Origin of the sequence: Rhodanobacter sp. C05, assembly GCF_002001165.1 — a bacterium.
In the GTDB taxonomy this organism is placed as follows: domain Bacteria; phylum Pseudomonadota; class Gammaproteobacteria; order Xanthomonadales; family Rhodanobacteraceae; genus Rhodanobacter.
The window spans coordinates 193,768-216,300 of sequence record NZ_MUNQ01000007.1; the positions used below are offsets into that span (position 1 = coordinate 193,768).

The window sequence follows — 22,533 nt, forward strand, 5'->3', positions numbered from 1 at the left end:
GAAGGAATCATGTCAGCCATCTCCACGCTTCGCGATGAAGGACTGCAACAGCGCCTGGACGCCGCCATGGCCCAGGTCAACCAAGTGCTGCTGGGCAAGCCGCGCCAGGTGAAGCTGGCGTTCACCTGTCTGATTGCGGGTGGTCACCTGCTGCTGGAGGACATACCCGGCGTCGGCAAGACCACCCTCGCCCATGCATTGGCTGCCACCTTCGCACTCGACTTCCAGCGCGTGCAGTTCACCAGCGACCTGCTGCCGTCGGACATCGTCGGCGTCAGCATATACGAACGCGAAACCAGTCAGTTCCGCTTTCATCCCGGCCCGATCTTCACCGGCCTGCTGCTGGCCGACGAAATCAACCGTGCCAGCCCGAAGACACAGAGCGCACTGCTGGAGGCGATGGCCGAACATCAAGTCACCGTGGACGGCCAGACCCATCTGCTGGCGCAGCCGTTCTTCGTCGTTGCCACGCAGAACCCGCTCGACCTCAATGGCACCTTCCCGCTGCCCGACTCGCAGCTCGACCGTTTCATGTTGCGGCTGTCGCTGGATTATCCGGATGCCACTGCCGAACGCGCCCTGCTCACCGGCAGCGATCGCCGCGATCTGCTGGCCCAGTTGACACCGCAACTCGACGGCGCCGCCCTGCTCGCGCTGCACCGGCAGGCGCAGACGATCACCGCCAGCGCCGCCCTGCTCGACTATCTGCAGGCCTTGCTTGCAGCCAGCCGCCGGCATGCCGAGATTCGCGTGGGCCTGTCGCCACGTGCAGGGCTTGCCTTGTTGAGCGCTGCACGTGCATGGGCGCTGCTCAGCAACCGCATCCATGTCTTGCCCGAAGATATCCAGGCGCTGTTCGTGCCGCTGGCTGCCCATCGCCTGCTGTCGGTACGTGGCGCCAGTGGTGACACGCTGGCACGACAGCTGCTGGCTGAGGTGGCGGTGGATTGATGCGCAGCATCTTAGAGCCTGTTCACGGTCTCCCTGCGCCCCGCGCCGGGAGCTGTTTGCGCGCAGGCCAAGGAAGAACGAGGAAGTGTACGTCCGTACACGACCGAGTGATGACGCCGGCATGCGGGCAAACAGACCCGGCCCGAAGGGTTGCCGTTGAGTGGCCGCCATGCGGCTGCGCGCGGCTTGACCTGACCGCCAGTCAGGCGCTGCGCCGCACACAACCACCTGACGGCCACTCAACGGCAACGCGAGGTGCAGGGAGACCGTGAACAGGCTCTTACAGCGCATGCAAACCTGGGCGGAAAGCCGGCTACCCGCACTCACCCGTTATCGTCGCCCCGAAAGCCTGCCGATCGAGTTGCATCGACGACGCATCTATATCGTGCCGACTGGCTTCGGCATGGGTTTTTCGGTGCTGCTGCTGGTGATGATGGTCGGTGCGCTGAACTACACCAACAACGCCGCACTGCTGCTCACCTGTCTGCTTGGTGCAGCCAGTGCCACCAGCATGCTGGTGGCGTTTCGCAGCCTCGATGGCCTGCGACTGACTCACGTGCGCGCCGGACATGCCGTTGCCGGCGAGCCAATCGAACTCACGTTGGTACTGGAGTCGCAACGCCGCCGCAATGCGATCCGCGTCGATCTGGGGCAAGACTCCATAGCCTTCGCCATCGATACGAACGGCATCGCCCAGATAGCGCTGGCGTTGCCGACCCTGCGCCGCGGCTGGCAGCCATTGCCGCGTCTGCGCTTGTGGAGCAGTTGGCCACTGGGGCTGTTTCGCGCATGGAGCTGGTTGCACCCGGAGCAATCGATCCTGGTATGGCCACGCCCGGAAACCGCTGGCCCGCCGCCACACGCCGCGGCGGACGACGCCCGCCACATGCGCCTGCACCGTGGCGACGAACTGGCTGCGCTGCGCGACTATCGCGCAGGCGATCCGCAGCGGCATATCGCCTGGAAAGCCAGCGCCCGTCATATCAACCTGCTGGTGAAGGACTTCGAGCAGCCACAGAGCCGCCCGCAGTGGCAACTGGACTGGCGACAGCTGCGCGGACTGGACAACGAAGCCCGTATCGCCCGACTGGCCCGCTGGCTGGGCGAGGCTCAGGCCCAACGACGAAATTACAGCCTGTGGCTGCCGGATAATCAGATCGCCAGCGGTAGTGGCCTCTTGCATTACGCGCACTGCATGAACGCTCTGGCGCAACTGCCATGATGACGCTGCCATCGCGCAAGGCCCTCGCCGAATTGCCGATCGACACCCGTGCGTTCGACCTGCTCAGCCTGACCATGGCCTTCGTGCTCGGCCTGCATGCAGCGCATCTGCCGTGGTGGCTCAGCATCGCGCTGGCACTCACGCTTGGCTGGCGCTGGTGGCAACGCCGCCAGCGCACCGGTCGCGTACCGCGCTGGCTCAAGCTGCCCTTGCTGGTGCTGCTGACGCTTGCGGTCATTACCCACTACGGGAACATTTTCGGCCGCGAGCCGGGAGCAGCGCTCGCCGTTGGTCTGCTGATCCTGAAATTGCTGGAGACCGAATCCGCACGCGATGTTCGAGTGGGCATAAGCTTTGCCTGCTTCACGCTGATGACGGCCCTGCTTTTCGATCAGGGACTCATCGCCACGGTCATCGTGGCACTCGGCCTGTTGCCAGCGCTTGCGACGCTGCGCGCGCTGGAACCGGCACAGACATCAGCTACGCTCCAGCGATCATTGCTGCCAGGCCTCGGCCTGCTGGCAGCGGCATTGCCACTGGCCTTGCTTGGATTTCTGCTGGTGCCACGACTGAGCTCGCCGTTGTGGGGAGCACCCGCACCGCGGGATGCGCGTACCGGACTGAGCGACAACATGTCGCCAGGCGACTTTACCGATCTGCTCGTCGACGATCACCCGGCGATGCGGGTAAGTTTTGAAGGCACACCCCCACCGCCGGACCAGCGCTATTTCCGCGCCTATGTCATGTGGGACTACGACGGTTCGCGCTGGAAATACGTCGACATCGTCAATCGGACGCCGGTCGAACTGCAGGCATCCCGTACCGTCGTCGGATACCAGATCAGCATGGAACCGACGCATCAATACGTGCTGCCCATGCTGGATGTGCCACTCGACGCCCCTGCCAGCACAGTGCTCCGTCAGGATCGTGTGGTCATGGCTGACAAACCGGTCAACGACCCGCTTGCCTATGCGGGACGATCGGCCATCCAATACCGCCTGCAACCGGAGCTGGGCATCCGGGCGCGCCAGCGTGGGCTATACCTGCCCACCGGTTTCAACCCGCGGACCCTCGCGCTGGGGCAATCGTGGCGTCAGCGCTATGGCGTCGACGATGCCGCGATCGTGCAGGCCGCGCTTTCGTTGTTCCACGATGGCGGCTTCAGCTACACATTGTCGCCGGCACCGCTGGGCCGCGATGCGATGGACGACTTTCTGTTCGATACCCATGAGGGTTTCTGCGAGCAGTACTCGTCGGCATTCACCGTACTGATGCGCGCGGCCGGCATTCCCGCGCGGGTCGTCACCGGCTACCAGGGCGGTTACTGGAACACACTGGGCAATTACCTGCTGGTACGTTATTCCGACGCCCACGCCTGGAGCGAAGTGTGGTTGAGCGGTCGTGGCTGGGTGCGCGTCGACCCGACGGGCGCGGTACGGCCGCAGCGCGTGAGTCTGGGCGCCGCGGCGGCGGCTGATGGCCAGTTGCCGTGGTATGAGAACGGCTGGCTGCAATCAATGCGCAATCACTGGGACATCGTCAACCGCTGGTGGGGGCAAGGCGTTACCGGTTTCGATGCACTGCGCCAGCGTGGCCTGTTGACTCCATTCGGCATTCGCGACGCCGACACGACGACCCTGGGCACGCTGCTCGCAATCGGCAGCATGCTGTTCATTGCGATCGGCCTGGGCTGGGCATTATTGCGGCGACAGGCGCGCGATCCGTTGCGCGCTGCGCTGCGCGAACTGGAGCGAAAGCTGGCGCGCAAGGGTATCGTGCGCCGACCCAGCGAAGGTCCGCAGCATTACCTGAGCCGCGCTGCCCGGGCACTGCCGGAGCAACGTGGTGAACTTGCGCTATTGATGACTTGTTACCTGGAGTTGCGTTATGCCCATGACGAACCGCCGCCTGAATCGTTGCGCGACTTTCAGCGTGCGGTGCGGGATTTTCGGGCCGTCCGCGTGGTCAAATGAAAGCCGACGCGATGACGCATGTCATCGCCCATGATGGAGAAGCTGCCATGTCCCTGTACCGCCCTCTTGTTCTCGCCGCAGCTATCGCCCTGCTGGGTGGATGCGCCACGGTCCCCCAACCGCTGCAAGGCAACTACACCAATATTTCCACTGCCAGCGCCCAACAGGGTGGTGCCGGTGGCACCCGCGTACGCTGGGGTGGCGAAATCATCAAGACCGAACCGGGTCAGCAGGAGACCTGTTTCTATCTGCTGTCGCGACCGCTGGACAGCGAGGCACGCCCAGCCGCAGGTAACGCTGGCGACAACCAGGGTCGCTTCGTTGTCTGCCATGCTGGCTTCTACGACCCCGAGGTGTTTACCCGCGGGCGTGAGCTGACGATCACCGGCACCCTGCACGGAACGGTTTCGCAAAAGGTGGGTGATTTTGATTATGCCTATCCGCGCGTGGAAGCCGACGTGGTCTATCTGTGGCCGAAGCGTCCACGTTATGAAGCCTATCCGCCGGGTTACTACGACCCGTTCTGGGGCCCCGGTTTCGGCCCGTATTGGGGTGGACCATGGGGCTATTACGGGTACGGCGGCCCGCGGGTGATCGTGGTGCGACCACCACCGCCGACAGGCAAGTAATCGCAAACAGGAACGCCGGCATCAAGCCGGCGTTCTTTTATCCGTGGTGGCCACCGTTGCTGTTGCGTCAGCCCGGCGGCCAGTGCAGGCGGCGCCCGGCCAGCAGGTGCACGTGCAGGTGGAACACCGTCTGGCCGCCATCTTCGTTGCAGTTGATCACGGTGCGATAACCCTGTTCGGCAAAACCCTGCTGTTTCGCGTAATCGGCGGCGGCCAGCAATAACCTGCCCAGCAACTCGGCATCGCCCGCCACAGCATCATTGAGCGTGGCCAGCGTTCGCTTGGGAATGAACAGCACGTGCACCGGCGCCTGCGGATTCAGATCGCGGAAGGCCAGCACCTCATCGTTCTCGTAAACGATGTCAGCCGGTATCTCGTGGCGGATGATCTTGCTGAAGATGGTATCGGCCATGTCCGCTTGCTCCGTATGAGTCAGTCCAGCAACTGCCGACTGCCGAACGCATGCGCCAGCGTACTGCGATCGACGTATTCCAGCTCTCCGCCCAACGGCACGCCGTGCGCCAGCCGGGTTGGCCGTACGCCACCTGCACGTGCCAGCTGCGCCAGGTAATGGGCAGTGGCCTCGCCCTCCACCGTGGGATTGGTGGCAATGATCAGCTCCTCGATCTCGCCCTCGCCCAGTCGCTGGGTCAGCTGCGCCAGCCCCAACTCCTCCGGTCCCAGGCCATCCAGCGGCGATAACCGTCCCATCAGCACGAAGTACTGGCCACGATACCCGGTGGCCTGCTCGATTGCCGCCAGGTCGGTCGGCGACTCCACTACGCACAGCACCTGCCGGTCACGGCTGCTGCTGGCGCAGAGTGAGCACAGCGGCTCCTCGCTGAAGTTGCGACACTGCTTGCAATGACCGATGCGCTGCATCGCCTGCTCCAGCACGGCAGCCAGCTTCAGCCCACGCTCGCGCTCGCGCTCCAGCAGATGGAAGGCCATCCGCTGCGCACTCTTGCCGCCCACGCCGGGCAGGCAGCGCAGCGCTTCGATCAAGTCAGCGAGAAGGCTGGAGCCGTTGCTCACGATCAATCAGAACGGCATCTTGAAGCCGGCCGGCAGGTTCATCCCGGCGGTGACACCGCCGAGCTTGTTCTTGCTGACCTCGGCCACCTTGTTCACTGCGTCGTTGATCGCGGCAGCAACCAGGTCCTCAGCCATTTCCGGGTCGTCGGCAAACGTCTGCCGGTCGATCTGCACGCGACGCACTTCATGCACACCAGTCATCACCACGGTGACCAGACCACCGCCGGCGCTGCCCGTAACTTCCAATTTGGCGATCTCTTCCTGCGCACGCTTCATGTCCTCCTGCATGCGCTGAGCCTGCTGCATCAGCTGACCGATCTGTCCTCTCATCTCACTGCTCCGGCTTCAACTTCAAGGATTCAACTATCAAGGGGTTTGACGGACTGCGGTACCACGCGCGCACCGAACTCGCGCTTCAGCGACTGCACCAGCGGATCGCCCTCGATCGCCTGTTCGGCAGCTGTCTGAGCGGTATCGCGCGCCTGTGCGGCGCGCGCCGCCGGCGTCTGCGCACCCGCTTCCCGGCTGTTGCTGACAAAGCGCAGACGGATGCGCTCGCCAAGTACCTGACCGATGCGCTCTTCCATCTGGCTGACCATCGGCTCCACCGCCAGATTCATGTGAGCCGGCTGCAGCGCGAGCACCAGGGTCTGGCCGTCGCGTTCGCGCAACACGGCATTCTGTGCCAGCAGACCGAACGGACCGCGCAAGCCAGCCTGTTCGATCAAGGCCTCCCAGTTCGGCAAGCCATTGGCATCCCGCGCCACCGGAGCCGTCACGGCAGTCACTGTCGGTTCCGGGCGCGCTACCGGATCCACACGCGGCCGTGGCGGAGAATCCTGCTGGCGCTCGGCCACGGCTGCAGGGCGCGCAGGCGCTACTGCACTTGATCGTGGAGATGACGCTGATGGCACCGCATTGCTGGCAGCAACCGGCTTTTCGGTACGCGCCGCTGGTGCGCCATCGCCCGGCCGAAACGCCAGCATGCGCAGCAGTGCCATCTCGAAACCGGTACGTGCATCCGGCGCCAGCACCAGATCGCGCCGACCGGAGGTGGCAATCTGGTAATACAGCTGCACGTCTTCCGGCGTCATCCGCTCGGCCAATGCGACCAGCGCACCATCGTCATCGCTGCCTTCCTCCGGCTGGTAGCCGGGAATCAGCTGGATCAGCTGCAGGCGGTGCAGCACGCTGGCCAGGTCATCCAGTACGCCGCCGAAATCCGGCGAGTACGAAGCAATCTGCGTGCACTCGGTGAGCAGTCGTTCACCGTCGCCCGCGGCCAGTGCATCGATTACACCCAGTACCTGTCCACGCGCCACGCTACCAAGCATCGTGCGCACGTCATCGGCATGCAGCGCACCGCCGCCGTAGGCAATCGCCTGGTCGAGCAGCGACAGGCCATCGCGCAGCGAACCATCTGCAGCACGTGCCAGCTCGCCAATTGCGCTGTCTTCGTAAGCAATATTTTCCGCGCCAAGGATGTGCCGCATCTGGCCGGAGATCTGCTCGGGCAGCAAACGCTTCAGGTTGAACTTCAGGCAGCGCGACAGCACCGTCACCGGCAGCTTCTGCGGATCGGTCGTGGCGAGCAGGAACTTCACATGCGGCGGCGGCTCTTCCAGCGTCTTCAGCAACGCGTTGAACGCATTCTTCGACAGCATGTGCACCTCATCGACCAGGTACACCTTGAAGCGACCGCGCGACGGCGCGTACTGCGCGTTCTCGATCACCTCGCGCACATCGTCCACGCCGGTATTGCTGGCCGCATCGATTTCCAGCAGGTCGACAAAACGCCCTTCATCCACCGAGGTACACACCGAGCATTCGCCGCAGGGATCAGCCGACTGCCCGCGTTCGCAGTTCAGCGACTTGGCGAAGATGCGCGCGATGGTGGTCTTGCCGACACCACGAGTGCCGGTGAACAGGTAGGCGTGATGCATGCGCCCGGTCTCGAGCGCATTGGTGAGGGCGCGCACCACATGCTCCTGCCCGACCAGCTCAGCGAACTTGCGCGGGCGCCACTTGCGTGCGAGTACCTGATAAGACATGGCTACCAACGTGGGGGCAAAGGTCGATTGTGCCAAGTCGGGGACGGCAAGTCAGTAACCGCTGACTTACTTCGATACGTGGCGGGCGGCGGCGTCGGATGACGGGAGCCCGAAAAGGCGGCGGCCCCGCCAGCCACACCCCGGCACCCGAATCATTCGCTACCGTTGCTTCCTTCCGGACCTGGCGGAGTTTGCGAACTATCGTCGCGGGGGGACCGACGGGGCCACCATAGACGTGGGCGGCTAGGCCCGGAAACTGCGTGAAACCTGCAAGTTGGCGGAGAGAGCGGGATTCGAACCCGCGATACGTTTTACCGTATACACACTTTCCAGGCGTGCTCCTTCAACCACTCGGACACCTCTCCGCATGAACCTCTCTTTGTCGGGCATCCGGCCCGGCAAAGAAGCGGAAGAATAGCGGCAGGCCCGGTTACAGGCAAGCGGACGCAGCCGAATTCAGCCCGCATCGGCCCGCGGTGCAGATGGTTCGCCCACGGTTATCCGGTCACCCATGGCCGCGATGCGGTAGCCGAGCGCGGCCAGCGCGGTGCCATCGGCCACACTGCCGTAGTGGTACAGCAGCAGTCGGGAGCGCATTGCTTCGCCCGGATATTCACGCTCGATGTCGTCGATGCCCGTGTGCGACGGATTACCGACCAGGCTGCAATCGTGCGCGATCACTTCATTGCCGCTGGCATAACGCGCCAAAGCTTCGGGGATCGGCCGGGTATCGCCGGTATAGACGAAGCTGCCATCCAGCGCGAGGCCGTACGACGTACCCGGCACATGATGCCGGGTAGCGAATACGTCGAACCACAACCCATCCAGCCAGAAGCCCCGGGTGCATGGCACCAGGCGGAACGCTTCCCAGAAATTGACGCCACCCTCGGCGAGCGCGCCCGGGTAATCCGCCACGCGCGCCTGCAGCCAGGGAATCAGCCCGGCATGGGCAAACAGCCGGGTGGTGCCGCGCAGGTGCGGATCGAACCACAGCCGGAAGAACAGCCGCTCCAATCCGGCCACGTGATCCATGTGGGTATGCGTGATGAACAACGCCGGCGGCAACGCATCGTAGGCGGCCACGTAGCGATCCAGCGTGTCGGGACCGCAGTCGATCAGCAGCTGCGGCACGCCGGCGCGTTCAAGCACCACGGCCGATGAGCCGAGTTCCACCGCATGTGCGGCGCCCACACCGAGAAAATGCAGATGCCAGTTCATGGGGTCAGCGTACGCCCGTATCGGTCAAGTAACGGTTGCCAGATGTCTTTCTCGAATAGTGCTTCACCGTGACCGGCAGCCCCCAGCTTGAGCAGCGAGCGACGCAGGCGCTGCAGGTTGGCCTGCTGCCAGGCAGTGGCAGGCTTGCGCATGCAGCCGCGATCGAAGTCGATCAGGTAAAGCCCACGGGACGTCACCAGCACATTGTGCGCATTCAGATCGGCATGCCAGATGCCGGCACGATGAAAGCGCGCGACCAGTGCACCAACCTTGGTAGCCAGCTCACCATCCAGCTGCCCTGCCGCAAGGCATTCGGCCAAGGTATGCGCATCAGCAATGCGCCGGGTGATCAGGTCGGCGTTGTAGGACAGGCCCTGCCTGACATAGCGCGCAGCTACTGGTACCGGCCCGGGCAGACCGAGCCGGGCGATTTCGCCGAGCAGACGGAATTCCGCAAACGGGCGCGTGCGATCGCTGCCAGTCCACAGATAACGATCCCCCATCAACGCAGCGACCATGCCGCCACGGTGATAATGCCGCAGCACACACTCGCCGGCCGGAGTCGCGATGATCGACACACCACCACGCCCGCCAGCCTGCGTGCGCAAGGCACCCTGCCGATGCCAGTAATCCGGCACAAACCAGTCAGGCCCAACTTGTGGCGATACCGTAGCGTCGAACAGAATCGCGCCGGCGGCACTCTTGTATGTGCGTTCCTGCATCATCATGCCTATTGATTACCCCGATTCTAACCCAGCCCCATGACCCGGAACCCGATGACTGCCGCTGCCTCGATCTGCCTGTTGCGCACCTCCGCCATCGGCGATGTCACCCACGTGGTGCCGCTCGTGCGCACCCTGCAACAGGCATGGCCCAACACTGCGCTGACCTGGGTGGTGGGCAAGCTGGAACACAAACTGGTCGGTGACCTGCCCGACGTGGAGTTCATCACGTTCGACAAGGTGGCCGGCTGGGCTGGCATGCGCGCGGTACGTGATGCATTGCGCGGGCGACGTTTCGATGCGCTGCTGCAGATGCAGGTAGCGATGCGCTCAAACCTGCTGAGTCTGGGCATCAAGGCCGATCGACGCATCGGCTACGACCACGCACGCGCGAAGGATCTGCACGGCCTGGTCATCAACGAACGCATTCCGGCACGCAGTGGCGAACATGTGCTGGACGCGATCGGCAGCTTCTGCGAACCGCTTGGATTGAAGCAGACCTCGGTGCAGTGGGGCATCCCGGTCCCCGACGAGGCGCATGCGTGGGCTGCGGAACAACTGCCCGGCGACACGCCGACCTTGCTGGTCAGCCCCACTTCCAGCCACACGCTACGCAACTGGCAGCCAGAGCGCTATGCCGCCGTGATGGATCATGTCGCCGCCCGCGGCTGGCGTGTGGCGCTGGTGGGCGGACCTTCGGCCGATGAGCGTGCCATGGCCGATGCGGTGCTGGCAGCATGTCAGCGCATGCCGCTGGACCTCACCGGCAAGGACACACTGAAGAAACTGATGGCCTTGCTTGGTCGCGCGCAGCTGTTGCTGACACCGGACTCCGGGCCGATGCACATGGCTAACGCCGTCGGCACCCGGGTGCTGGGCCTGCACGCGGCAAGCAATCCGGACCGTTCGGGCCCCTACTCCGACCGTCGATGGTGCGTGAACAAGTACGACGAGGCGGCGCGCAAGTATCTGGGCAAGCCAGCCAGCGAGATTCCGTGGGGCAGCAAGATCGAATACCCCGGCGTAATGGATCTGATCGGCGTCGATGAGGTAATCGAGCGCTACCAAGCCGCAGCGCGCGATCTCAAACTGTTGTAGGAACGCACCCTGTGCGCGAGCTCTTGGCTCGACCAAGCCTCAAAACTCGCGCACAGAGTGCGCTCCAACACGAAGATCAGACCGCGCGGTAATCCTGGTAAGACTATCGGACACGTTGCTGCGCATAGCTTTCCAAGGCAATTGACGTTTTAGCTACCCATAGAGCTACCCATTTGCGTAGCGCATGCAGGCTTGCAGCATCTGCCGGTATCGCGCGCGAGCGTATTTGTCGCCCATCGCACTTAATCGCACTTTGCGATAAGTCACTCCATCCCTCGCGCACGCTGGCGATGGCAAGGGAATCCTCTTCTCCACCCGTCGCCTTCGGCATCTGGGCCAACATCTCGCCAGCGCGGCGCTCGATTTGAAAAACATTGATGCCTTTTTCAAACAACGTCGGTTCGTGCGTCGGTGGATCGCACTCTGCGAAGGCTGCCAAAGTTATTCGCACGCACAGGCACGCACGTACTGGTCACCATCCTTGTGGCAACCTCGACGTTATCCACAAGCGGTCGCGCACGCGACGTGTGCTTGAACAGGTGGTACTCAAACGCACAGGCGCACAGGTGCGGCTGGCTCACGGCGAGTGTGGCATCAGGGACGAAGCCGCGAGGACAATTTTAGTGCCCGCACTCGCGCTGCATCAATGTCAACCGGCCATTAGGAAATGTCGGCTTATACCAAGGCGACGCACTGTTGCGCAGAAAATCGAATATTTCGCCATGCGTCCCGAGCGATTGCACATTGCGCATACGTCCAGAGGCGCAGTCAATTTCGAACAGCATTTTTTGAGCCAGACCGCTCGTGTGGTAAGTAGTGCCACCTATTTCAGATGGATTTGCATCGACGATATCGTTTGCTACCTTGCGTATTTCTGCGGGGACTTCACTATCCTCTAACCCGGTTGCGTAGACGCTTTTGCCTTCGCGCATACTGATGGCGTCGGCCAACGCAAACGCACTGTAATCTTCAGTCCAAATAAAAATATGCCCGCCCGATGGGTTTGGGTCATTGATAAATATTATATCGTTGCCACCGTCTTGCCCAACAAAGTGCCAATGCGAACTTGACGGCTGAAATCTGATGACCGGAACTTCCGACTTGGGCCGGATGACAGAGCCGTTGTATATGATGCTGCCGCACTGCCAGTCCCTCCCGTAAACGGCGTCCGTCGATTGGACAAGGGTCGGCTGTTTGCAATTTCTGATAGACAAGGCTATCCCGGGGTACGTGCTTTGGAGCGACTTTTGCAAATAGCGAACTCCAGAAAAGTCTCCTGAAAAATCTCCTGAGATATCGCCCAGCAACTTCCCTTTTCCGTCTATGACTTTCCAATGTAGGCCTGTCGCGTTCGCCGCACTGACAATCACAACAATAAAAAAAATAGCAATAATCAATCGTTTAAAATTAGAAGGTCTACCCGAAAGTGTGGACAGAAATTTCATAGACGTCAGATTCCAAGCAATTCTATTGAGTAACGGGCCTGGCGTTTTCCAGCTTCCAGTGATGCCATTGGTAAACTCTACCACTCGAATCACCTCGCGCATGGGTGCACGTTTGCTAATATGCGACGGGCCGGCGTAGGTTCGCCGTAACCGCCGCCTTACCCTCGACCGTTCGCGGACCTGTGGACATGCCGCCGTTCCATTTGCAACGCCGCTTACTCGGCACGCTGAGGGCTTGGCAGGGCTGGCCATCATGGCGTCGACGAGCTCCGCACACCACGCTGTTGTCGCACGCCATCTTGCGCTGGCGCTTTTGTTCCCTAGCCAACTTTTTTGCAGAGTCATTCACGCGCGCGCGCCTGCGCGATGGCATCGGTAATTCCGGAAGCGCTCACGGTCTAGCCCTGCCCGCCGTTTCTAAATCGTCCTATTTTATTCCGGAAGGCCATCCGCACCAGCTCGTCAATAACGCTCGACTGGTCGCCTCCGACGCGGCCATGCGTGCGTTCGCGGATCAGGGCCAGCACATCCTCGGAGGGGTAGTAGTCGATTCTTGGATGCCTGCCGCGACGATGGCGCTGCTGCTCCAGCTTGCGGGCCTTACGCCATGCCTGCCAGTCGACACGGTCACTGGCGCTCAATACAGGCCGTCCGGGTTGCCATGTCATGCGGTTGGCTCCCTTTTAGGGGCTGTAGTTATTCCGGAATCACGGACAGGCAAGGTGGCCAGCAACTCCATCTTGTTCGCGCGCAGGGCATCCACCAGTTGCGGCGGTATCGCTCCCTTTGGTGCTTCAACGTGAAGGTTGTCGCCGTCGCGGGTGAGCACACCGCCAGCGGCCCAGACCAGCAACAGGGTTTGCAGCGGGTTCGGATTCATATCGTCGTGACCTCCTTGTCACTGGATCGCGAGGGCACCGTGCAAACCTCATGGGCATGTGCCACAACTGCCAATGTGCCATCGGCAAGCGGTTCGGCTGGCAGTTTTGGCACTTGTGGCAGTTCCCCACGGGGCTTGCACGATAGGGTCAGGTACTGGTTATCCGCCTTCTTGTCGTGCTCGACGTGGATGCCGACACTGCGTAGAGATGGCCCCAGCCGACGGAGGATCGTCTGCAAGCCCTTCGGTGAGTGCGGCCAACCGGGTACATTCCGGTCAGCTTCGGCTTCTTGATTCAACCGGGACAATAGCTCGCGGGCCGTACCCTTCCACCGGCTTTGTCGCTCGGCAAAGCTGCGTATGGTGCAGGCCACGGTGGACGATTCCAGCCCCAGCGCCACGGCATCGGCCTGATTGCTCCGGTACGCGGTAATGAACTGTTCGCTGGTGAAGCCAAGTGCAGGCACGCCGGCAGCGGCCCACTTGGCGAAGTCTGCCATACGGGGCAACGGGCCAATGTTGACGGTATCCACCTCGCTCAGTCCCAACACCAAGCCGTCCAGCAGGGCCGCCATAATCTTCGGCGCGTCCACCTTGAACTGTGCCGCCAGATCGGCCTCGGTAGCGCGTGTGGTGAGCGGAGGCAGGGTCAGGTGGATGCATCGCTCGGCCAGATCGGGACGTGACGCCAGATCGTCGATGCCGTTCAAGATGACGGGGCGCTGGATGTTATGCGCCGATTCTTCAATGTCGGTGTAGAGCTTGCGTCCGGCCAGTGCTCCGCCGGTGGCAAGGCGGCACAGAGCATCCGACAGTTGTGGCGTTGCTCCGCTCAGATTGTCCAGTGCCAGCACCCACGAATTAAGCGCGGCCACCAGCAAGTCACGGTCATCACGCGGAGGTGGTCGCAATGGCACGCCGGACGGATCGGTGAGCGACTTCATGGTGCGGCTGGAATTGGACTTGCCAGTGCCCTGTTCCCCGAGTAGCAGCAGGATCGGAAACGGGCCATGCGGGCGCATTGCTGCCAGTGCCCAGCCAGCCACCAGCACACGGTCAGCCCGTTCCACGTTGACGTACTTCCAGATCAGATTGAAGTCAGCGCTACTGGCTACAGGCAAGGCAGCCGCTTTCGTGGTGCGCCGAAAGTTTGCGCTGTGCTGGTGCGCTATCCGCCATCCGTAAGAGTCAACCTGGATCACGGCCCAGTTGCTGCCGCCGGTGTCGATCACGATGCCGTCATCGCTGGCACCGACGCGCAGGTGGACGGGTTCCTCCGGGCCTGCATAACGTGCGGTCGCGGTGAGCGTGGCAACGGCATCAGTAATCGCATTGCGGTTCGCTCCCGCGCCGGTTAGCAGGTAGTAGGCCCGGCCCAGCAGGTCGCGGTACTCGCTGCCAGCAATACGGAAGACCTCGGCATGATCGGCGACCGCTACCCGTGCAAACGCTCCGCTGTCTGGATCGTGAAACAAGTGGTGCTGCTGGCCTATCTCGGTGAGCACCGTGGCTTGCGCCTTGCGCTGGCCGTTGCTATCGAACAGGGCGATGCGGCCGGCGGCCGTCTGCAATGCTTCCTCCCGGGCTGCCATATCGTCGGGGCCGCCGCTGAAGGTTTCAGTTTCCATGAAGCACCTCCGCCGCGTCGAAAATCCGAAGCGTGCCCACGCGAACGCGCGTCAGGTCAGCATCATTCAAGGGCCGGTTGTCGGCGAGCTGATTGGATGCAGCCAAGACCACGTTGGCCTCAGTCACCAGCACATTCAATGCCGCGTGCCAGCGCGGGATCAATGCCGCCTGTCGGAGCTGGCTTCGTTCCGATGGCGTCATGCTGCGCAGGTCTTTCCGGATGAACAGGTCGGCGACGGTCAGGCCCACGGCGGCTAGTACCGCATACGTGTCGTGGCAACTGAAACAAGTCACCAGCAGTGTGCCGTTATCGCCCTCGGCAATGGCCAGCTTTTGACCCTTGCCGCCACAGTGCGGGCAACGTGCGCGCCAGCCTTTGCCGGTCTTGATGACAGCTTCAAGACGTGGCAACAGCAGTGCGGAGGGACTCAGACTCGCAATGGCCGTCATGATTGCGCTGCCTTATCCAGAAGATCGGCGACCCTATCCAGCAGGTCGGCAGCTTCGACAACTTCCCATGCAGGAGTGTCCGTAGCGTCGGCGTAGTCGCGCAGGTGGTTGCGGCTATCGTCGGTGGCTCCGATGGCCAGACTTAACAGGTTCATGCCGCACCCCGCGACGCGGCGATGCGCTCGGTAACCCACCGTTGCACCTCTGCCTCTACCCAACCCACATTGCGACCACATAACGGGACTGGCTTCGGGAAAGAGCCGGCTGCAATACCGTCGTAAATAGAACTGCGCGCCAGACCCGTCTGATGCATGACTTCGGGGAGTCGGATTAGGCGGACCGGTTGAACTGCAACGCTGCCAGACTTCGGCGCGGGCTGGGTACAGAATGGTTCGTGGGGGTTTTGCATGGACGTCTCCGAACCCGTGCGGAATGCTGGATTCGGTTACGTAAGCTATGCGCACATAGACGCTGAAACTATTGCGTGAAAGTCAGATTGTTTTGCTTTTTCGCGCACTGCGTAAACTTGGTGACTTTTCCTGAGTTTGCGCGGGGCGTCTCTTCACCGGAGCGATACGCGTGACGTCTCTCTCGGTAACTTCATGCCCCGTCAGCAACCTTGTGAGCTCAACCACTAGGCGGCGCTGCGGACGTCCAAAGTTGCTGTGGAAAAAATCAGTCATTTTGCGAATAAAGTAGTCTCGGCACATGCGGTCACGGCCTCCCGCGTGATGTGCGTATGGCTTTGTTTTGGCCCATGCTCGGGCAGAGGCATCGAGCGTTGCGAGGACGTTCCTCGCTCCCTCTCGGAAAAAGAGGTCATGCACAACCAAGCCTGCTTTCATCCGCCCCATTGCGTCGCTTGCCCATTGAGGTCCTTCCGTACCGACCCCGAACGTATGGGCCTCATACGCACCGTGAACCAGATCTCCCAATGGGCCACTGATTTCCGGTGGCGGCTGCCCTTTGTTTGCCAGATACATCAGTTCACGACTTAGCTGCTTAGCCAATTTCGCGATTTTCGCACCGCGCTCCTTTCGCTCGACGGCTGAGATAAAGCTATCAGGACTAGGCCCAGAAAGTGCCAGTTTTGCTTCCCACAAAAAGCGATGAAAAGGAATGTTGCGCAGGTGATCGCGTTCATCGAGTGTAGAGTCGTTCATTCGCGAATGGATGACACCCCAGACGTCTCCGCACCTTTCATCATGAATAATTTTGCTAAAAATCTCCGCCTCTGTGGCAGTTTGAATATCGCCGCCGGATGACTTGATCCATGCCAGATAATCAGCGCTCTTTTGGTATTCGTACCACACCAAATCCGGAACCCACCCCGGCTGTTTTTCGCTCCGACGCATACGCACACCTCTGCGCCCTTCAATAGGTGCCGCGCCAGCCATGGAAGGTGCATAGCGTTCAGTGATCAGCCTAGGCGCGGCGTTGAAAATGTCAGATTGCGTTGTGCTTGATCGGCACGACCTTGCCGCCAGCCTTCAATCCATCCAAGTAGTCACCCCATTGCACGAACGCATCGGCCACCTGCTCGGGCTGCACGATGTCATAGACACCCGGTAATCCCGGAAGGCTATGGTTCAAGGCACGTTCGCAGATTTCCACCCGAATGTTCAACGCACGCATGCCGCTACGAACGCTGCTGCGCAAATCGTGAAAGACGATAGCTGGGAAGTTCGGCAATGTCGCGGCGTAATCCTTGAGCCGATCCAGTGCGCGTTCGTGATCCATGCTGCGATCCTGCCCACCAGCCAGTGCAGGGAAAACCCAGCGTGAGCCGGCAGACAAGGCACGCAACCGCTCGAAAACGGCCCGCGTCGAAGGATGCAGCCGGATAACGAACGCCGAATCGGCCATGCGTTTACGGGTTTTGATTTTCTCGCGCGGTATGTGCCACTCGCCGGCATGGACGTCTACCCATTCCGCACTCAGGGCCTCACCTATGCGCACGCCAGTGCGTAGCAGCAGTTCGGCCAGCGCGGCGTCGATTGGCGCGAGCGTAGGCAGTCCCAGCATAAAGGTGCGCATCTGCTCCGCGTTCAATGCAACGCGTTGCCGCTTGGCAGGTTGGGCGGCAATGCTCGGCATGTTCACTGCACGAAACGGGTTCGCCACCACGATGCGACGGGCGCGGGCATGCTTGAACAGCGCGATGCCCGCTTTGCGAGCATTCGCACCGGCCCAATAGCTGCGCCCCGTCGCACGTTCGATCAGGGATTGAGCGTCATCTGGCGTTACGTCACGGGCGACACGCGAGCCCAGCGCCGGCAGGATGTCCGTGCGCATGTAATTCAGCAGGCCGAAAGCGGTACTAGCGGCCAGACCCGGTGCAACACGGGTTTCATAGTCTCGCAGCAATTCGCGCACCGTCCATGCCAGCGCATCAGCTGCCTTGCGCCGCTGTTTCTCGACAGCCACATCCACGCCGGACTCGACCTGCACGCGCGCCTTCGCTGCGGCCTTGCGAGCATCTACCAGCTTCAGGTCGGGATACCGGCCCAGCGTTAGTTCACGGCGACGTCCGCCGATGCGGTAGCGCAGCGTCCACGCGGCAGTTCCACCAGCTGACAAGGTGAAGGTCAGACCATCGCCATCGGACAACGCACAAGGAATGCCAGATGCGACGCGGCTGCGCAGATTGGAGTCCTCTAACACTTTGCTTTGACGCTTTGGCATGGCGGCGCATTCGTTGGGTAGCTAGAGCGAAAGCTACCCGCCTAGCTACCCAATTTGCAAGCGTCCGAGCGATTCCAAGCTGAACCGACAAGATACGGAATCACATATTTTCAATCACTTATGAATCATCAACGGACACCAGCGGACGCGCTCGGCCCTCTAGCGGTAATCCTGGTAAGACTTCTCTTCGACCAGCTGCGAGCCGAGCTTGAGGTTGATCTCGCGCTTGAACGCCGCGCGCTCGTCGTTACGGAAATACACCGCACGCGCCAGCTCGATGAACTCCTGATCGAACGCCTGGGCGCGTTCCTTCAGCCGGATCTGGTCCTCGATATCCCACAGCAATTCGTTCACTGCCAGCAGGCGTGCACGCTCAGCGCTGATGTCCGTGTGTGAAGCAGCATCGTTGGCCCAGGTCGCACTGAGCAAGTCCAGCTCGTTGCGCACATTGGCCAGCTTGGCCTCGTCGCCGATGCGGCGCGACTTGATTTCCAGGATGGTGATCTTGTCGATCAGCTCTCCATAGGACACAGGGGTTTGAATCAGGCTCATGGACTTGTTTCCGTCAAGATTATGTTCAGGCAGCGGAGCGAAACGCACCCTGCTGCACCAGGGCACAGACGGTACGCACCTCGCCATCCATCGCACGATCGCGATGCATGAAGCTGATGTGCTGGCGCAGGATCGCATGCGCATCGCGCACGCTGGCACCGGCATGAAAATCTTCGGCATTGGCCAGCGCAGAGGCGAATTGCTGCACCTCGGCGACGAATTGCGCGTAGTGCGGCTGATCCTCGCGTGGGGCGTTGGAAATCTTCGCCGCCAGCGCCTTCCAGCCACCACGTGCCGCCAATCGATGTGCAGCATTCAGCATCGCCTGACGGTAGTCCAGCGCCTGTGCAGCGGTATACAGCTCCAGCGCCAGCACGTGACTGAGATCCTCAGTCATCTCCAGCACATGACGCGCTTCGTTGGCACCCATCGACACATGATCCTCTGCATTCGCACTGGTCGGCACCGAATACACGCTGGCCGGATGCGCGCGGGTGGCCAGGTCATTGACCAGTGCCGCCGCGGTGTATTGCACGATCATGAAACCGGAGTCGGTGCCGTCCTCGTTGCCGGTGAGAAATGCCGGCAGGCCATCATTGGTGGCCGAATCGACCAGCTTGTTGAGACGCCGTTCCGAGATCGAGGCCAGCACGGGGATCGCCACCTTCACGTAACTCATCGCCAGCGCCAGCGGCATGCCGTGGAAGTGGCCGGCCGAAATCACCTGCTCCTCGATGAACTGCGCGTCCTCGTTGTCCGGGAAGATCAGCGGATTGTCGGTGACCGAATTCAGTTCGATGTCGAACACGCGACAAGCCTGTGCCCATGCATCGCGCACCGCGCCATGCACCTGCGGCATGCAGCGCAGGCTGTAGGCATCCTGCGGCTGATGCTTCTTGCCGCCCTTGAACGGCAGGAAGCGGCTGTAGAACGCCTCGCGGCCATGCCGCTGGTTGGCCGGCACCCAGTCCCAGCCAATGTCGAAACTGAGCGCCTGGTCGTCCGGTTCACTCCACGCCTCAGCACTCCACGACTTGAAGCGCGGCACCAGGTGATACGGAATATCGACCAGGGTGGAACCAGCCAGCAGTCCACGCACACGCTCGGCAGTTTCGACCTGCCCAGGATGCGGACGCAGCGCATGTACTTCAGGGCGCAAGGCGCCACTGCGACCGGCGAACGCGTCCAGCGTCATCGACGCGGCGAGGTCGGCGGTATCCAGCAATCGCTCCAGCGTATCCAGCGCCAGTACACCTGTCGCCAGCATCTGTGCCGTGCCGTTGTTGAGTGCGAGCCCTTCCTTGAACGACAGGTGGATCGGCGTGAGGCCGGCGCGCTTCAGCGCTTCCGCGCCCGATACCCGCTCGCCCTGATAAAACGCCTCGCCACCACCGAGCAGCACGATCGCCAGATGCGACAGCGGCGCCAGATCGCCACTGGCGCCGACCGAACCCTTCTCCGGCACCACCGGCACTACACCGGCATTGAGCATCGCGGTCAGCGCTTCGAGCGTGCTCACGCGGATACCCGAATGGCCACGCATCAGCGTATTGATGCGGATCAGCAGCATCGCGCGCACCACGTCTTCGCCGAACGGCTTGCCCACGCATACGGCATGGGTGGTGATCAGGTTGTGCTGCAGCTCTTCCAGCAGCGTACCTTCGGGCTTGTGCGGATTCCCGCCCGGCAATTCGTCGCGCAGACGATGCGCACCGAGCAGCTTGTCCGCATTGCTGCCGAAACCGGTGGTGACGCCATAGGTCGGCTCGCCACAGCTGACTTTCTCGGCGAGAAAATCAGCGGCGCGCTGCACCCGCTTGAGTCCTGCCGGGTCCAGTGAAACATTGGCTGCGTTGCGTGCCACCGCCACCAGCTGGGCGCGGGTGAGGCTGTTGCCGTCGAGAAGAATGATTTCGCTCACTTTAAAGAGTGCTCCGGACATAGCTACACACTACAAACTGTCGTCATTCCCGCGAAAGCGGGAGGTGCTTTATAACAACGAAACTGACCATCCATTTTGCCGCTGTATCCTTGGGGATATGCACGGCTGGCATCCGCACTGATCAATCCAGCAATTCTTCCCAAAGATCTCGCCACGATGGGTTGTTTGCCTCAATCAATTCCAGCTTCCATGCGCGATTCCACTTCTTCAATTGCTTCTCGCGTGCAATGGCCGATGGAAAGTCCGGCTGAAACCCGAACCAGACCAGGCATTTCACGCCGTAACGCTTAGTGAAACCTTCGACCATACCGGCCCGGTGTTCCCATACGCGCAGTTTTAAATCTCCTGTTACGCCGATGTACAACGCGCCGCGTTCCTGACTTGCCATCATGTAGACGGCTGGTTGTTTCGAGGTCATCCATGCCTCCGTATCTTTTGGCCGTCATTCCCGATCTTTTGGCCGTCATTCCCGCGAAAGCGGGAATCCATCTTCGGCGTACAGCCAAGATCAAAATGGATTCCCGCTTTCGCGGGAATGACGGCATTTAAGAGCAGTTCTAGCCTTGCGTCCTCAGCCCATCGCTGCAGCCTGCTCCAGCTCCACCCGCAAGGTCTTGATCAGCTCGCTGCGCGCCACTTCGAATTGATCCTCGCGGCGCAGATCCTTCACTGTGACTACGCCCTTGGCGATCTCATCCTCACCCAGCACGATCACGAAGCGGATGCCCGCACGGTCGGCATACTTGAACTGCTTGCCGAGCTTGCCACCTTCCAGCACCACCTCGGTGGCGATGCCGGCACCACGCAGCTCACCGGCCAGCGCGAGATAAGCCGGCAGCTGTGCCGCATCCATCTGGGTCACCAGCACATCGACCGTACTGGTCGCGGTACTGATCAAACCGGCATCGCGCAGCTGCCAGTACAGACGGGTGAGGCCGATCGAGATGCCAACGCCGGGCAGCTGCGACTTGGTGTACTGGCTGGCCAGGTTCTCGTAGCGGCCACCCGAGCAGATCGAGCCGATCTGCGGATGATCGTTCAGCGTGGTCTCGTAGACCGTGCCCGTGTAGTAGTCGAGGCCACGGGCGATCGACAGGTTCAGCACGTAATGCGTTTCCGGCACGCCGAACGCATGGATCAGGCCCAGCACTTCCTTCAGCTCCGCACGCCCCTGCTCCATGGCCTCGGGACCGGGGCCCAGCGCATCGAGCTTGTCGTACGCATCCTGCAACGACGTGGAGCGCACCTGCACGAAAGCGAGGATTTTCTGCGCCACCTCGGCACTCAAGCCAAACGTCTCGCCGGTCAGCGTGTCGCGCACGTAATCGGCGCCACGCTTGTCCAGCTTGTCCACCTCGCGCAGCACCAGCATCTGCTGTTCGCCGTCAATGATGCCCAGACTCTCGAAATAGCCGCGCATCAGCTTGCGATTGTTGAGCTGGATGGTGAACGCACCGATGTTCAGCTCGCGGAACACGCTGTAGATCACCGCCGGAATCTCGGCGTCGTAACGCACCGACAGTGCATCCTTGCCGATCACGTCGATGTCGCACTGATAGAACTCGCGGAAACGACCGCGCTGGGCGCGCTCGCCGCGGTACACCTTCTGCATCTGGTAGCGACGGAACGGGAAGCTCAGGTCGCGCTCATGCTCGGCCACATAGCGCGCCAGCGGCACGGTGAGATCGAAGCGCAGCGCCAGTTCGGGCATGCCCTCGTCGTCCTTCGCGGCGTTCAGCGCCCCGGTCGACTGCACGAAGTACACCTGCCGTTCGGTCTCGCCGCCAGTCTTGGTCAGCAGCACGTCGGAGTATTCGATCACCGGCGTCTCGATCGGCAGGAAGCCGAAACGCTCGTAATTGCGACGGATCACGTCGAGCATGCGCTGGAACGCGATCTGGTCGAGCGGCAACAGCTCAAGCACGCCGGGCATGGTGCGGGCCGGGGTAAGCGCCATGGAATCCTCTACTGACGATGGGGAACATTCCGTCCGGCGGCTGACCGCGCGACGACAGCCGTCAAGATTAGCAGAACGCCTTGCGCCCTCCGCA

The 22,533-nt window shown here is 61.8% G+C and carries 25 protein-coding genes, 1 tRNA gene and 1 other RNA gene; 5 read left to right on the top strand and 22 right to left on the bottom strand.

The features are described 5' to 3' along the window. Positions 1–9 precede the first annotated feature (9 nt). From B0E51_RS05410 to B0E51_RS05425, 4 genes are all read left to right on the top strand, one after another. Positions 10–951, top strand: coding sequence for a MoxR family ATPase (locus B0E51_RS05410; protein WP_077443959.1), 942 nt, complete (start codon positions 10–12; stop codon positions 949–951). A 268-nt stretch (positions 952–1,219) separates the two neighbouring features. Continuing rightward, positions 1,220–2,173, top strand: a complete 954-nt coding sequence (locus B0E51_RS05415; RefSeq protein ID WP_143525797.1) for a DUF58 domain-containing protein — start codon at positions 1,220–1,222, stop codon at positions 2,171–2,173. After that, positions 2,173–4,146 (top strand): DUF3488 and transglutaminase-like domain-containing protein, encoded by a 1,974-nt coding sequence (locus tag B0E51_RS05420; RefSeq protein WP_077443828.1) that lies wholly within the window; start codon positions 2,173–2,175, stop codon positions 4,144–4,146. The genes B0E51_RS05415 and B0E51_RS05420 overlap by 1 nt, the downstream gene beginning before the upstream one ends. Positions 4,147–4,193: 47 nt before the next feature. Then, positions 4,194–4,775: a Slp family lipoprotein gene (locus B0E51_RS05425; RefSeq protein ID WP_077443960.1), complete on the top strand. Its 582-nt coding sequence runs from the start codon at positions 4,194–4,196 to the stop codon at positions 4,773–4,775. A 67-nt stretch (positions 4,776–4,842) separates the two neighbouring features. On the opposite strand, the gene B0E51_RS05430 is transcribed toward B0E51_RS05425, so the two are convergent. The 8 genes from B0E51_RS05430 to B0E51_RS05465 form a co-directional block, all read right to left on the bottom strand. After that, positions 4,843–5,187, bottom strand: coding sequence for a histidine triad nucleotide-binding protein (locus B0E51_RS05430; protein WP_077443829.1), 345 nt, complete (start codon positions 5,185–5,187; stop codon positions 4,843–4,845). A 20-nt stretch (positions 5,188–5,207) separates the two neighbouring features. Next, the gene (gene recR / locus B0E51_RS05435) at positions 5,208–5,810 is read right to left on the bottom strand and encodes a recombination mediator RecR (protein ID WP_077443961.1); all 603 of its coding nucleotides are present in this window, start codon (positions 5,808–5,810) and stop codon (positions 5,208–5,210) included. Positions 5,811–5,816: 6 nt separating this feature from the next. After that, the gene (locus B0E51_RS05440; protein WP_077443830.1) at positions 5,817–6,140 is read right to left on the bottom strand and encodes a YbaB/EbfC family nucleoid-associated protein; all 324 of its coding nucleotides are present in this window, start codon (positions 6,138–6,140) and stop codon (positions 5,817–5,819) included. Positions 6,141–6,169: 29 nt separating this feature from the next. Beyond that, on the bottom strand, positions 6,170–7,861 hold the full coding sequence (gene dnaX / locus B0E51_RS05445; protein WP_077443831.1) for a DNA polymerase III subunit gamma/tau: 1,692 nt from the start codon (positions 7,859–7,861) through the stop codon (positions 6,170–6,172). Between the two features lie 124 nt (positions 7,862–7,985). After that, positions 7,986–8,082: signal recognition particle sRNA small type (gene ffs / locus B0E51_RS05450), an RNA gene on the bottom strand. Between the two features lie 54 nt (positions 8,083–8,136). Continuing rightward, positions 8,137–8,226: transfer RNA gene (locus tag B0E51_RS05455), tRNA-Ser, on the bottom strand. A 91-nt stretch (positions 8,227–8,317) separates the two neighbouring features. Next, on the bottom strand, positions 8,318–9,079 hold the full coding sequence (locus B0E51_RS05460; protein WP_077443832.1) for an MBL fold metallo-hydrolase: 762 nt from the start codon (positions 9,077–9,079) through the stop codon (positions 8,318–8,320). Continuing rightward, positions 9,076–9,807: a 3-deoxy-D-manno-octulosonic acid kinase gene (locus B0E51_RS05465; protein WP_077443833.1), complete on the bottom strand. Its 732-nt coding sequence runs from the start codon at positions 9,805–9,807 to the stop codon at positions 9,076–9,078. The genes B0E51_RS05460 and B0E51_RS05465 overlap by 4 nt, the downstream gene beginning before the upstream one ends. A gap of 48 nt (positions 9,808–9,855) precedes the next feature. Here B0E51_RS05465 and B0E51_RS05470 point away from each other — a divergent pair, with 48 nt between their 5' ends. Then, positions 9,856–10,899, top strand: a complete 1,044-nt coding sequence (locus B0E51_RS05470; protein WP_077443962.1) for a glycosyltransferase family 9 protein — start codon at positions 9,856–9,858, stop codon at positions 10,897–10,899. Positions 10,900–11,002: 103 nt separating this feature from the next. On the opposite strand, the gene B0E51_RS19115 is transcribed toward B0E51_RS05470, so the two are convergent. From B0E51_RS19115 to hisS, 14 genes are all read right to left on the bottom strand, one after another. Next, entirely contained in the window at positions 11,003–11,293 is a 291-nt protein-coding gene (locus tag B0E51_RS19115) for a hypothetical protein (RefSeq protein WP_143525798.1), read from the bottom strand. A gap of 226 nt (positions 11,294–11,519) precedes the next feature. Continuing rightward, a complete protein-coding gene (locus B0E51_RS05475) occupies positions 11,520–12,446 on the bottom strand; it encodes a hypothetical protein (protein WP_143525799.1) in 927 nt (308 codons plus the stop codon). 296 nt (positions 12,447–12,742) lie between these two features. Next, positions 12,743–13,012, bottom strand: a complete 270-nt coding sequence (locus tag B0E51_RS05480; protein WP_143525801.1) for a hypothetical protein — start codon at positions 13,010–13,012, stop codon at positions 12,743–12,745. Further along, the gene (locus B0E51_RS05485; protein ID WP_077443836.1) at positions 13,009–13,224 is read right to left on the bottom strand and encodes a hypothetical protein; all 216 of its coding nucleotides are present in this window, start codon (positions 13,222–13,224) and stop codon (positions 13,009–13,011) included. Before B0E51_RS05485 ends, B0E51_RS05480 begins: the two co-directional genes overlap by 4 nt. Beyond that, entirely contained in the window at positions 13,221–14,852 is a 1,632-nt protein-coding gene (locus B0E51_RS05490) for a hypothetical protein (RefSeq protein WP_077443837.1), read from the bottom strand. The genes B0E51_RS05485 and B0E51_RS05490 overlap by 4 nt, the downstream gene beginning before the upstream one ends. Beyond that, positions 14,842–15,303, bottom strand: a complete 462-nt coding sequence (locus B0E51_RS05495) for a hypothetical protein (protein WP_077443838.1) — start codon at positions 15,301–15,303, stop codon at positions 14,842–14,844. Before B0E51_RS05495 ends, B0E51_RS05490 begins: the two co-directional genes overlap by 11 nt. Beyond that, positions 15,300–15,458 carry a hypothetical protein gene (locus B0E51_RS19455; RefSeq protein WP_168172576.1) on the bottom strand — a complete coding sequence of 53 codons (159 nt, stop codon included), beginning with the start codon at positions 15,456–15,458 and terminating at the stop codon, positions 15,300–15,302. Before B0E51_RS19455 ends, B0E51_RS05495 begins: the two co-directional genes overlap by 4 nt. Next, positions 15,455–15,712, bottom strand: a complete 258-nt coding sequence (locus B0E51_RS19810; RefSeq protein ID WP_077443839.1) for an AlpA family transcriptional regulator — start codon at positions 15,710–15,712, stop codon at positions 15,455–15,457. Before B0E51_RS19810 ends, B0E51_RS19455 begins: the two co-directional genes overlap by 4 nt. 82 nt (positions 15,713–15,794) lie before the next feature. Further along, a complete protein-coding gene (locus B0E51_RS05505; protein WP_077443840.1) occupies positions 15,795–16,658 on the bottom strand; it encodes a hypothetical protein in 864 nt (287 codons plus the stop codon). Between the two features lie 91 nt (positions 16,659–16,749). Continuing rightward, entirely contained in the window at positions 16,750–17,988 is a 1,239-nt protein-coding gene (locus tag B0E51_RS05510; RefSeq protein ID WP_077443841.1) for an integrase arm-type DNA-binding domain-containing protein, read from the bottom strand. Between the two features lie 159 nt (positions 17,989–18,147). Next, positions 18,148–18,540: a DUF6165 family protein gene (locus B0E51_RS05515; RefSeq protein WP_077443842.1), complete on the bottom strand. Its 393-nt coding sequence runs from the start codon at positions 18,538–18,540 to the stop codon at positions 18,148–18,150. A 25-nt stretch (positions 18,541–18,565) separates the two neighbouring features. Then, the gene (locus B0E51_RS05520) at positions 18,566–20,482 is read right to left on the bottom strand and encodes an aromatic amino acid ammonia-lyase (RefSeq protein WP_077443843.1); all 1,917 of its coding nucleotides are present in this window, start codon (positions 20,480–20,482) and stop codon (positions 18,566–18,568) included. A gap of 121 nt (positions 20,483–20,603) precedes the next feature. After that, positions 20,604–20,900, bottom strand: coding sequence for a GIY-YIG nuclease family protein (locus tag B0E51_RS05525; protein WP_077443844.1), 297 nt, complete (start codon positions 20,898–20,900; stop codon positions 20,604–20,606). Between the two features lie 153 nt (positions 20,901–21,053). Beyond that, positions 21,054–22,439: a histidine--tRNA ligase gene (hisS, locus tag B0E51_RS05530; protein WP_077443845.1), complete on the bottom strand. Its 1,386-nt coding sequence runs from the start codon at positions 22,437–22,439 to the stop codon at positions 21,054–21,056. Positions 22,440–22,533: the final 94 nt, after the last annotated feature.